Below are 11850 nucleotides of genomic sequence, written 5' to 3'. Positions count from 1 at the left end.
CGGACGCACGAAACGCTCGTGCGTTTGCGACGCATGCACGCATCGCAAAATAGGTTTCAAACGATGCGAAGCAGGTTACAAGCAAAAATATTCACAAGAAATTTGGAAATATTTGCGGATATTTCGATGCGCGATCGTGTATCGAATGATCGTTTCGAGCCGCTTTCCGCCGGCGAGAACGGCCGGCGGCGCCTGCGGACGCGCGTAGACAATGCCGCGCGGCATCGCGCGCGCGATCAAGACAATCGGGGTCGAATTTCGCATCGCATCCGCCGGTCGCCCGGCGGACGCGGCTGCCGCGCCGCATCAGAAAAAATCGAACGAACCACAACGCGTTTTTTTGCGGATTTCTTTTCCCTAAAATCGATTTCAACTCGATCTTTCATTTATTTCAGCGGATGCACGACGATCGGAACGACGAAAGCGCAACGCGCGACCGGCCTCGAATCGTCATCGTCCGCGCCTATGCACGATGACTCGCGATACGCTCGTTGCCCCGCCCGCCCATGCCGGCCGCATCGTCCAGCTCGACGGCCTGCGTGCGTTCGCCGTGCTCGCCGTGTTCTTCCAGCATGCGCTGAAGGCCCCGCTGTGGATCGGCGTCGATCTCTTCTTCGTCCTGAGCGGCCTGCTCATCACCGGCATCCTGCTCGAACGCAAGGCGCGCGGCCAGTCGTACTTCGGCTACTTCTACGCGCGCCGGGTGCGCCGCATCCTGCCGCCGTATCTGCTGCTGCTCGTCGTCTCGTCGATCCTGTTCGGCGTCGAATGGGCAAAACACTGGCCGTGGTACGCGTTCTTCTCGACGAACATCGGGCTGTCGCTCGGCGGCATCGGGCACGAGAGCCTGAACGTGCTGTGGTCGCTCGCCGTCGAGGAGCAGTTCTACATCTTCTGGCCGTTCGTCGTGCTGCTCATCCCCGAGCGCGCGCTCGCGTGGGTCGCGGCCGCGCTGATCGTCGCGGCGCCGCTGCTGCGCGCGGTCGCCACGCCGTGGTTCGATTCGTTCTGGCCGATCTACTACCTGACGCCGTTCCGGATGGACCTGCTCGCCGCGGGCGCGCTGCTTGCCGTCGCGCTGCGCCGCGACCGGCGCGCGCTCGAGCCGTACTACGGCGCGGCGATCGCGCTCGCATGCGCGGCGCTCGCGGCGCTCGCGTGGCTGCACCTGTCATATCCGCGCTTTCGCGCGGCGAACACGCCGCTCTCCAACGCGACGCTCTACAGCATCTCGCTCGTGCTCTGCACATCGATCGTCGTGATCGCGCTGCGCGGCCGCGGCCTCGTGCAGCGCGTGCTGACGAATCCGGCGCTCGTCTATATCGGCACCGTCAGCTACACGATCTATCTCGTCCACCTGAGCGTGCTGTATGCGCTCTGGCCGCTGCACCTGAACCGCTATCCGACGGCGGCGCTCGCGTTCGGCATCACGCTCGCGTATGCGACCGCGAGCTGGTACGGCTTCGAGCAGCGCCTGACGCGCGGCGTGCCCCGGCAAGCGCTCGCGGGCGCCGCGCGCGCATCCGCATGATCCGGTTCACCCATCGTTCGATTAGGAAACCGCAATGACCCAAGCACGCAAGGCGATCATCACCGGGATAACGGGCCAAGACGGCGCTTATCTGACGAAGCTGTTGCTCGACAAGGGCTACGAGATCGTCGGCACGTATCGCCGCACGAGCTCGGTGAATTTCTGGCGCATCGCCGAACTGGGCGTCGACCGGCATCCGAACCTGACGCTCGTCGAGCACGACCTGACCGACCTCGGCTCGAGCCTGCGCCTCATCGAACGCGCGCAGCCGGACGAGCTGTACAACCTCGCCGCGCAGAGCTTCGTCGGCGTATCGTTCGATCAGCCGACGACGACGGCCGACGTCACGGGCCTCGGCGCGCTGAACCTGCTCGAAGCAATCCGCATCGTGAATCCGAAAACGCGCTATTACCAGGCGTCGACGTCGGAGATGTTCGGCAAGGTGCAGGCGATCCCGCAGACCGAGAGCACGCCGTTCTATCCGCGCAGCCCGTACGGCGTCGCGAAGCTGTTCGCGCACTGGACGACGGTCAATTATCGCGAGTCTTATGGCATTTTCGGTTCGAGCGGAATCCTGTTCAATCACGAATCGCCGCTGCGCGGCCGCGAGTTCGTCACGCGCAAGATCACCGACACCATCGCGAAAATCAAGCTCGGCAAGGCGAACCGGCTCGAGCTCGGCAACATGGATGCGAAGCGCGACTGGGGTTTCGCGCTCGAGTATGTCGAAGGGATGTGGCGGATGCTGCAGGCGGACGAGCCCGACACCTACGTGCTCGCGACGAACCGCACCGAGACGGTCCGCGATTTCGTGCGGATGGCATTCGCGGCGGCCGGCTACCAGCTCGAATGGAGCGGCAAGGCCGAAGACGAGCGCGGCATCGACACGGCGACGGGCGACGTGCTCGTGTCGGTGAATCCGAAGTTCTACCGCCCTGCCGAAGTCGATCTGCTGATCGGCTGCGCGGACAAGGCGAAGGACAAGCTCGGCTGGACACCGAAAACAACGCTGGAGGCGCTGTGCCGTATGATGGTCGAAGCCGACATCACGCGAAACCATCACCATGAAACCTTCTGAATCCGGCGCGCGGCGCGCGCTCGTCACCGGCATCGCGGGCTTCACCGGACGCCACCTCGCCGAGCGTCTCGAGGCGGCGGGCTACGACGTGTGGGGCACGGTCGCGCCCGACATCGACGTGTCCGACACCGACATATCCGGCGATCCGCTGCTGCGGCGCTGGCAATGCGTGAAGGCGGATTTGCTCGACGTCGACTCGCTGCACGCGGCGGTCGCCGACGCGCGCCCGCACACGGTCGTACACCTCGCGGCGCGCGCGCACGTCGCGCACGGCAATCCGCAGGACACCTACCTCGTCAACGTGGTCGGCACGCGCAACCTGCTCGCGTCGCTCGCGGGCCTCGACGCGCGCCCGGCTGCGGTGCTGCTTGCGAGCAGCGCGAACGTCTACGGCAACGCGCCGAGCGAAGTGCTCGACGAAACGACGCCGCCGCAGCCGGCGAACGACTACGCGGTCAGCAAGCTCGCGATGGAATACATGGCGAAGCTCTGGCTCGACCGCTTGCCGATCGTGATCGCGCGGCCGTTCAACTACACGGGCGTCGGCCAGAGCGAAGCGTACCTGTTGCCGAAGCTCGTCGCACACTACGCGCGCGGCGAACCGCGGATCTCGCTCGGCAATCTCGACGTGAGCCGCGATTTCTCCGACGTGCGCGACGTCGCCGACGCCTACGTGCGGCTCGTCGACGCCGCGCCGGCGGGCGAGACGTTCAACGTGTGCGCGGAGCGCGGCCATGCATTGAAGGAAGTGCTGGCGATGCTCGCGCGAATCGCGGGCTACGTGATCGACGTCAGCATCGATCCGCGCTTCGTGCGCGCGAACGAAGTGAAGAAGCTGGTCGGCTCGCGGCAGAAGCTGCGCGGCGTGATCGGCGACGTGCGCAGCACGCCGCTCGACGAGACGCTGCGCTGGATGTACGACGCCATGCGCGCGGCGTTCGTCGCACGTGAAGGTCAGCCGGCGAGCTGAGCGTCGATGCTCTTCGCGAACGGCGACGGCGTGTCGCCCGTGTGCAGCGTCGTGACGGTCTCGATCAGTGCGATCCCGCACTCGTCTTCGGCGACCGGGTTGTGCATCGTGTTCTTCGGCACGATGCAGAAATCGCCGGCGTTCAGCACGACGTCGCGATCCTCGAACTGGATCCGCAAGCTGCCGTAGACGACGTAGAACATTTCGTCCTCGTCGGCATGCTTGTGCCACGTGAATTCGCCCTTCAGCTTCGCGACCTTCACGTACTGGTCGTTCACGCGTCCGACGACACGCGGCGACCAGTATTCGGTCACGTCGCGCAACGCCGCTTCGAAGTTGATGCCGGTGCCTGCCTGGAACATGGGGACGCTCGTTGTCGATGCATTCGAGCGGCCAGCTTAGCAGCAACCGCGCGAATGCGCCGAAGCCGGCCTGTCGCGGCTCGGGGTGGCTCGGGGTGGCTCGGGGTGGCTCGGGGTGGCTCGGGGTGGCTCCGCTCGGCGCGGTGCCGCGCGGCTCGGCACGATGCGCATCAAGCACGATGCGCCGAGTCGAGCCGCGTCGAAACCGGCCGCGTCAGCCGGCGAGGCCGCGCGCGAGATCGCCGCGGATGTCCGCCGGATCCTCGAGCCCGACGGCGAGCCGGATCAGCCCTTCGGTGATTCCCGCCGCCTCGCGCGCTTCCGGCGCGATCCGGCTGTGCGTCGTCGTCGCCGGATGCGTGATCGTCGTGCGCGTGTCGCCGAGGTTCGCGGTGATCGACACGATCTTCGTGCCGTCGATCACGCGCCATGCGTTCGCGCGCTGCTGTTCCGGCGTGTCGCCCGTCAACTCGAACGACACGACCGAGCCGCCCGACTTCTGCTGACGCTTCGCGAGCGCGTATTGCGGATGCGATTCGAGCCCCGGATAGAACACGCGCTTGACGGCCGGATGCGCTTCGAGCCAGCGGGCGATCTCGAGCGCGTTCTCCGACTGCCGGTTCACGCGCAACGACAGCGTCTCCATCCCTTTCAGCAGCACCCATGCGTTGAACGCGGAAAGCGTCGGCCCCGCAGTGCGCACGAACGGGAACACCTTCTCCATGATGAACGCCTTCGAGCCAACGAGCGCGCCGCCCAGCACGCGGCCCTGGCCGTCGAGGAACTTGGTCGCCGAGTGCATCACGACGTCCGCGCCGAGCTTGAGCGGCTGCTGCAGCACCGGGCTGCAGAAACAGTTGTCGACGACAAAGAGCGCGTTCGCTTCCTTCGCGATCTTGCCGATCGCCTCGATGTCGGCGAGCTCGGTCATCGGATTCGACGGCGTCTCGAGGAAGAACATCTTCGTCTCGGGACGCACGGCGGCGCGCCACGCGTCGAGATCGGCCGGATCGACGAACGTCGTCGTGATGCCGAACTTCGCGAAGATCTGCCCGAACATGCCGAGCGTCGAGCCGAACAGGCTGCGCGAGCTGACGAGGTGGTCGCCCGCCTGCAGCGCGGCCATCACGACCGACATGATCGCCGCCATCCCGGACGCGGTCGCGATGCACGCCTCGCCGCCTTCGAGCGCCGCGAGGCGATCCTGAAACATCGTGACGGTCGGGTTCGTGAAGCGCGAGTATGTGTAATAGTCTTCCGAATGCTTGAAGCGCTCGGCCGCCTCGGCCGCGCTCGCATAGCAGAAGCTCGACGTCAGGAAGATCGCTTCCGAATGCTCGTTGAATTCGCTGCGCAGCGTGCCCGAGCGGACGGCGAGCGTGTCGAAGTTGAGAGAGTCGTCCATGTTCCGTTCATCCGTTTTCAAGCGCATCGCCGCCATGCGCGCCGCGCGGCGAATGCGCAGACCAACAAAAAGCCCGCTCATGCGTCGGCATCAGCGGGCTTAGTGTGCGGTACGAACAGCTATCGACTCGGGCCGGCGTGGCGCTCCTCGCCGGCCTTCGCTTTAGCTGTTTCGGGTTGCCCCGCGTCCGCAAGCTGAAATCAAATCGACGCAAGGCGCCATCGTATCACGCCTTTTCGGTCGCGTGCGCGCGGCGCTCACTCGACCGATAGCTGCAGGTTCATCTGCGAGCGCGCGGCGCCTTCGCCGCTCGGATCGCGATCCGCCTGCGACGCGGGCGCGAGACGCGCGCGCTCGATCGCGTCGAGATACTCGGGCGTGACGTCGCCCGTAATATAGTCGCCGTCGAAGCACGACGCCTCGAAGCGCTCGAGCGACGGGTTGATGTCGCGCACCGCGCGGCGCAGATCGTCGACATCCTGATAGATCAGGTAATCGGCGCCGATGATCTTCGCGACTTCCTCGTCGGTGCGGCCGTGCGCGACGAGCTCGCCGCGCGTCGGCATGTCGATCCCGTAGACGTTCGGGAATTTCACGGGCGGCGCCGCCGACGCGAAGATCACCGACTTCGCGCCCGCGTCGCGCGCCATCTGCACGATTTCGTGCGACGTCGTACCGCGCACGATCGAATCGTCGACGATCAGCACGTGCTTGTCCTTGAACTCGATGCTCATCGCGTTGAGCTTCTGGCGCACCGACTTCTTGCGCACCGCCTGGCCCGGCATGATGAACGTGCGGCCGACGTAGCGGTTCTTGAAGAAGCCTTCGCGATACTCGACGCCGAGCTTCGCCGCGACCTGCATCGCAGCCGGACGCGACGAATCGGGAATCGGCATCACGACGTCGATCGGCACGTTCGGCAGCTCGCGCTTGATCTTCTCGGCGAGGTAATCGCCCATCCGCAGACGGACGTTGTAGACGGGCACGCCGTCGAGGCACGAATCCGGACGCGCGAGGTACACGTACTCGAACATGCACGGATTCAGGCTCGGCTTGTCCGCGCACTGGCGGCTGTGGAACTTGCCGTCGACGTCGATGAAGATCGCCTCGCCCGGCTGCACGTCGCGGACGAACTCGAAGCCGATGCCTTCGACCGCGACCGACTCCGACGCGACCATCCATTCGGTGCCGTGATCGGTTTCGAGCTTGCCGAGGCAAAGCGGGCGGATGCCGAACGGATCGCGGAACGCGAGGAGGCCGTGGCCCGCGATCAGCGACACGATCGCGTACGAGCCGTGCGCGCGGCGATGCACGCCCGCGACCGCCCTGAACAGCGAATCCGGATCGAGCTCGAGGCCCGTCGTCGACAACTGCAGCTCGTGCGCAAGCACGTTCAGCAGCACTTCGCTGTCGGAGTTCGTGTTGATGTGGCGGCGGTCGATCCGGAACATCTCGTCCTTCAACTGCTGCCAGTTCGTCAGGTTGCCGTTGTGCGCGAGGATGATGCCGAACGGCGCGTTCACGTAGAACGGTTGCGCTTCGGCTTCGCTCGACGCGGAGCCCGCCGTCGGGTAGCGGACCTGGCCGATCCCGGACGTGCCGGGCAGGCTGCGCATGTTGCGCGTGCGGAACACGTCGCGCACCATGCCGTTCGCCTTGTACATGTGGAAATTGCTGCCGTCCGCCGTCGCGATGCCCGCTGCATCCTGACCGCGATGCTGCAGCAGCAGCAAGCTGTCATAGACGAGCTGGTTGACCGGAGACTGGGAGATAACGCCTACGATGCCGCACATGGCATGTCCTTCAACGATACAAAAAACGGTTCGGTCGGTGCGCTCGCGCGATCAGACGTGAATGTACGCGGCGAGCCCGTCGGGCAAGAGCGGCTTCAGCTCGCGCACGCCCTGTTCGGCGAACGGACGCAGCAACGCGTCGCGCCAGAAATCCTGTTTCGGCAGCTCGGTCAAGCCGGCCGCAGCGACGAGCAGCACCACGAGCAGCACGCCGCGCACGAGGCCGAACATCATGCCGAGCGACCGGTCGACGCCGCCCAGGCCCGTCGCCTGCGCGATCCGCGACAACAGCGCGTTCGCGACGCCCGCGACGAGCACGACGCCGATGACGATCAACGCAAACGCGATCACCCATTGGGTCAGCGCGCCGCCCGGCCAGGTCGCCGGAATGTAAGGCAGCACGACGCCGACGAAACGGCACGCGATCAAAAATGCGGCGATCCAGCCGATCAGGCCGAAGATCTCGCCGACGAAGCCGCGCCACGCGCCGCGCAACGCCGACAGACCGATCACCAGCAGGACGGCGTAGTCGAAAGCGGTCAGCATCGCCCGTTACTGCGCGAGGCCCGCTTCGCGCACCTTCGCGATCGCGGCGGACGCGGCCGCGCGATCGGCGAACGGCCCCGCGCGCAACAGTGTAGCCGTACTGCCGTCGGCCTGCTTGCGATGCTCGACATAGGCGGGCACCCCCGCCGCTTTCAACTTCGTCGCCCAGGTGCGGGCGGTCGAGTCGTCGCGGAACGAGCCGAGCTGCAGCGCAAAGCGCGCACCGGGCGGCGATGCGGGCGACGATGCATCGCCGTCGGCCGATGCCGTCGCGGCCGGCGTGCGAGGAGCCGCGGCAGTGTCCTGCGGCGGCATCGCGGCCGGCTTCTGCGCGGCGCTCGGCGCCTTCGCGGCGGCGGTTTGGGTCTTCCTGGCTTCCTGAACGCCCGACTTCGCGGCCGCAGCGGGCGCCGGCGCGACGCTCGCCGCCGCGACAGCCCCGGACGCGGGCGGCTCGTCGTGCGCGACGCCCGCCTGGACGTCCGATGCGTCTTCGTCGTTCGCGGCGGCCGCCTGGTGCGACGGACGGCTCGGGATGTCGATCGCGACGTCGTCGGTGACGGGCTTCGGATGCGAATCGAGCACCATCGGCAGCACGATCACCGCGGCGACGACGAGCGCGATCGCGCCGACGAGGCGCCGACGCGCGCGTTGTTTTTCAGGAAGGGTCGGATCGAGCAGCAGTGCGTCGGTGTCGGGCCGCTCGGTGCGGCGCGACCGGCGCTCCACGCGTTCGGTGCGCACGGTCCGGGCGCCGGACCGCGACCCGCGCCTTTGCGGCGCGTCGTCATCTTTCTTGCCGAACGAAAAAATTCCCATGTATGGCTGAACCCGAAGCTACTCGTCAGTCAGTGGTCATGGCGGCGGTCCACGACGGGCATCACGCCCGCTACCGTGTAGAAGCTACCGAAAACCACGATTCTATCATTGTCGGATGCGCTTTTTAGCGCATCGAGGAACGCATCGGCCGGCGTCGCGTGACGCGCGACGCTATGTTGCGCGCCATTTTCGACGCCCGCGCCGCGCAGCACGCGCTCGAGCACCTCGGCCGACGCCGCGCGCGGCAGCGGCAGATCGGTCAGATGCCAGTGGTCGATCGAGCCCTTCAGCCGCTCGACGATCCCGGCGAGATCCTTGTCGGCCATCGCGCCGAACACCGCGTACGTGTACGGGTAGTAGCCCATGCCGTCGAGATTCTGTGCGAGCACCGCGGCCGCGTGCGGGTTGTGCGCGACGTCGAGCAGCACGAGCGGCTTGCCGGGCAGCACCTGGAAGCGCCCCGGCAGTTCGACGTTCGCAAGCCCGAGCCGGATGTCCTGCGCGGACACGGGCAGCTTCTCGCGCAGCGCCTCGAGTGCGGCGAGCGCGGCCGACGCGTTGAGCAACTGGTTCGCGCCGCGCAGCGCCGGATACGCGAGCGCCGGATAGCGCTTGTCGCGGCCGACGTAGGCCCACTGCTGGCGCTCGCTGCCCGGCTGCGTCGCGAAGCGGAAGTCGCGCCCGACGAGCCACAGATCCGCGCCGATCGCAGCCGCGTGATCGATGAGTGTCTGCGGCGGCGTCGGGTCGCCGCAGATCGCGGGCTTGCCCGGACGGAAGATGCCCGCCTTCTCGAACGCGATCTTCTCGCGGGTGTCGCCGAGATATTCGATGTGGTCGACGTCGATGCTCGTCACGATCGCGCAATCGGTATCGATCACGTTGACCGCGTCGAGCCGGCCGCCGAGCCCCACTTCGAGGATCACCGCGTCGAGCCCGCGCGACGCGAACAGGTGCATGATCGCGAGCGTCGTGAACTCGAAGTACGTGAGCGACACCGGTTCCGGCAGGCTCGTGCGCGCCGCCTCGACCGCCTCGAAGTGCGGCAGCAGCTCGTCGTCTTCGACGATCCGCCCATCGACGCGCGCACGCTCGTTGAAGCGCAGCAGGTGCGGCGACGTGTGGCAGCCGACCTTATAGCCCGCGCGCACGAGAATCGTCTCGAGGAACGCGCAGGTCGAGCCCTTGCCGTTCGTGCCGCCGACCGTGATCACCGGGCACGCGAACTGGAGCTTCAGCGCGTTCTTCACCTTGCCGATGCGGGTCAGGCCCATGTCGATGCCGACGGGATGCGCGCTTTCGAGGTGCGAGAGCCACGCGTCGAGAGTGGGAAAAGTGCTCATCGAATTCAAAGCGAATCAAAGCGAATACGCCGAAAAAACAAACGCGCCGCTCGGCGCAAGCCGAGCGACGCGCGGTCGTGCAATCACCCGCGTGGCCGTCAAGCCAGCGCGTCGGCCGGCTGGCGCTGCAGCAGCGCGAGCAGCTGCGCGATCTCGTCGCGCATCTTGCGGCGGTCGACGATCATGTCGATCGCGCCCGTCGTCAGCAGGAACTCGGCGCGCTGGAAGCCTTCCGGCAGCTTCTCGCGGACCGTCTGCTCGATCACGCGCGGGCCGGCGAAGCCGATCAGCGCCTTCGGCTCGGCGATCACGACGTCGCCGAGGAACGCGAAGCTCGCCGACACGCCGCCCATCGTCGGATCGGTCAGCACCGAGATGAACGGCAGCTTCGCCTCGGAGAGCTTCGTCAGCATCGCGGTGGTCTTCGCCATCTGCATCAGCGACAGCAGGCTTTCCTGCATCCGCGCGCCGCCCGAGGCGGTGAAGCAGATGAACGGCACCTGCTGCTCGAGCGCGTTCTGCGCGCCGCGCGCGAAGCGCTCGCCGACGACCGAGCCCATCGAGCCGCCCATGAACGAGAACTCGAAGCACGCGGCGACGACGGGCAGCGTGCGGATCGCGCCGCCCATCACGACCATCGCGTCGGTCTCGCCCGTCTCCTCCATCGCTTCCTTCAGACGATCCGGATACTTGCGGCTGTCCTTGAACTTCAGCGAATCGACCGGGACGATCTCCTGTCCGATCTCGTAGCGGCCTTCCGAATCGAGCAGCGCGTCGAGGCGCTCGCGCGCGCCGATCCGCATGTGGTGATCGCACTTCGGGCACACGTGCTGATTCGCGTCGACGTCGTTGCGGTACAGCACCGCTTCGCACGACGGGCACTTGACCCACAGGCCCTCGGGAATCCCCTTGCGGCTTTTCGGATCGGTCTGCTTGATCTTCGGCGGCAACAGTTTGTCGAGCCAGCTCATCGTATGGTTTCCTGTTCGGTGGCGGGCCGGGCAGTCTGCACCCGGGCCCGCCGTCAGCTATGTGTTGACTTCTCGCGCGTCGCTTACGCGGCCGGCTTGCGTGCGCCGTCGATCGCGGCGCGCAGCTCGGCGACGAACCCCTTGAGCTCGGCGGCGGCGCTTTCCGGCGCGGCCTGCTCGAGCAATTGCACGAGGCGGCTGCCGATCACGACGGCGTCCGCCACCTCGGCCACCGCGCGCGCCGTCGCGGCGTCGCGGATGCCGAAACCGACCCCGACGGGGAGCGGCACACGCGCCTTGATGGCGGGGATTTTACCCGCAATGCTCGAAACATCCAGATTTCCCGCGCCGGTCACGCCCTTGAGCGACACATAGTAGACGTAGCCGCTCGCCACGTGGGCGACTGCGGCGATCCGGTCGTCGGTCGACGTCGGCGCGAGCAGGAAGATCGGATCGATGCCCGCCGCGCGCATCTTCGCGGCAAAATCGTGCGCTTCCTCGGGCGGGTAGTCGACGACGAGCACGCCGTCGACGCCCGCGTCGCGCGCGGCTGCCGCGAACGCATCCTCGCCCATCCGCTCGATCGGGTTCGCGTAGCCCATCAGCACGACGGGCGTCTTCGCGTCGCGCTCGCGGAAGCGCTTCACGTCGTCGAGCACGCTATGGAGCGTCACGCCCTTCTCGAGCGCGCGCTCGGACGAGCGCTGGATCACGGGACCGTCCGCCATCGGATCGGAGAACGGCACGCCGAGCTCGATGACGTCTGCGCCGCCTTCGGCGAGCGCGTGCATCAGCTCGACTGTCCTCGCCGGATCGGGATCGCCCGCGGTGATGAATGGGACGAGCCCTTTGCGCCCTTGGGCGGCGAGTGCGGCAAACGTATTCTGAATACGGGACATGACTGTTTCCTATGTCGATCCGGAGTTAGCGCTTTAGCGCTTACTCCGGTCCCATGCAAAGCTGTCGATCCGGAGTTAGCGCTTTAGCGCTTACTCCGGTCCCATGCAAAGCTGTCGATCCGGAGTGAGCGCT

General features: G+C 66.6%; 12 protein-coding genes. 3 read left to right on the top strand and 9 right to left on the bottom strand.

The genetic code is table 11. From position 1 onward, the window contains the following. Positions 1-75: 75 nt before the first annotated feature. Positions 76-264 (bottom strand): hypothetical protein, encoded by a 189-nt coding sequence (locus tag WS69_RS33650; protein WP_156438316.1) that lies wholly within the window; start codon positions 262-264, stop codon positions 76-78. A 208-nt stretch (positions 265-472) separates the two neighbouring features. Here WS69_RS33650 and WS69_RS22315 point away from each other — a divergent pair, with 208 nt between their 5' ends. The 3 genes from WS69_RS22315 to WS69_RS22305 are packed head-to-tail and all read left to right on the top strand — an operon-like array spanning position 473 to position 3579. Beyond that, entirely contained in the window at positions 473-1531 is a 1059-nt protein-coding gene (locus tag WS69_RS22315; RefSeq protein ID WP_059472841.1) for an acyltransferase family protein, read from the top strand. A 34-nt stretch (positions 1532-1565) separates the two neighbouring features. Further along, the gene (gene gmd / locus WS69_RS22310; protein WP_059472840.1) at positions 1566-2609 is read left to right on the top strand and encodes a GDP-mannose 4,6-dehydratase; all 1044 of its coding nucleotides are present in this window, start codon (positions 1566-1568) and stop codon (positions 2607-2609) included. Beyond that, on the top strand, positions 2596-3579 hold the full coding sequence (locus tag WS69_RS22305) for a GDP-mannose 4,6-dehydratase (RefSeq protein ID WP_059472839.1): 984 nt from the start codon (positions 2596-2598) through the stop codon (positions 3577-3579). The genes gmd and WS69_RS22305 overlap by 14 nt, the downstream gene beginning before the upstream one ends. Here WS69_RS22305 and WS69_RS22300 read toward each other — a convergent pair. From WS69_RS22300 to trpA, 8 genes are all read right to left on the bottom strand, one after another. After that, positions 3564-3941: a cupin domain-containing protein gene (locus tag WS69_RS22300; protein ID WP_059472838.1), complete on the bottom strand. Its 378-nt coding sequence runs from the start codon at positions 3939-3941 to the stop codon at positions 3564-3566. The two genes, WS69_RS22305 and WS69_RS22300, sit on opposite strands and share 16 nt — an antisense overlap. Before the next feature lie 214 nt (positions 3942-4155). Beyond that, the gene (locus tag WS69_RS22295) at positions 4156-5427 is read right to left on the bottom strand and encodes an O-succinylhomoserine sulfhydrylase (RefSeq protein WP_197419294.1); all 1272 of its coding nucleotides are present in this window, start codon (positions 5425-5427) and stop codon (positions 4156-4158) included. A gap of 176 nt (positions 5428-5603) precedes the next feature. Beyond that, positions 5604-7139: an amidophosphoribosyltransferase gene (purF, locus tag WS69_RS22290; RefSeq protein WP_059472837.1), complete on the bottom strand. Its 1536-nt coding sequence runs from the start codon at positions 7137-7139 to the stop codon at positions 5604-5606. A gap of 51 nt (positions 7140-7190) precedes the next feature. Next, positions 7191-7685 carry a CvpA family protein gene (locus WS69_RS22285; RefSeq protein WP_010109891.1) on the bottom strand — a complete coding sequence of 165 codons (495 nt, stop codon included), beginning with the start codon at positions 7683-7685 and terminating at the stop codon, positions 7191-7193. Positions 7686-7691: 6 nt separating this feature from the next. Further along, a complete protein-coding gene (locus WS69_RS22280) occupies positions 7692-8504 on the bottom strand; it encodes an SPOR domain-containing protein (protein WP_059472836.1) in 813 nt (270 codons plus the stop codon). Between the two features lie 29 nt (positions 8505-8533). Next, positions 8534-9847 carry a bifunctional tetrahydrofolate synthase/dihydrofolate synthase gene (gene folC, locus WS69_RS22275; protein WP_059472935.1) on the bottom strand — a complete coding sequence of 438 codons (1314 nt, stop codon included), beginning with the start codon at positions 9845-9847 and terminating at the stop codon, positions 8534-8536. 98 nt (positions 9848-9945) lie between these two features. Then, a complete protein-coding gene (gene accD, locus WS69_RS22270; RefSeq protein WP_059472835.1) occupies positions 9946-10818 on the bottom strand; it encodes an acetyl-CoA carboxylase, carboxyltransferase subunit beta in 873 nt (290 codons plus the stop codon). Between the two features lie 83 nt (positions 10819-10901). After that, positions 10902-11717, bottom strand: coding sequence for a tryptophan synthase subunit alpha (trpA, locus tag WS69_RS22265; RefSeq protein WP_059472834.1), 816 nt, complete (start codon positions 11715-11717; stop codon positions 10902-10904). Between the last annotated feature and the right edge of the window lie 133 nt (positions 11718-11850).

This window comes from Burkholderia sp. BDU5 (assembly GCF_001522845.1).
Taxonomy (GTDB): domain Bacteria; phylum Pseudomonadota; class Gammaproteobacteria; order Burkholderiales; family Burkholderiaceae; genus Burkholderia; species Burkholderia mayonis.
Note: the sequence above shows the minus strand (reverse complement) of the source record. Positions and strands in the feature narration are given on the sequence as shown.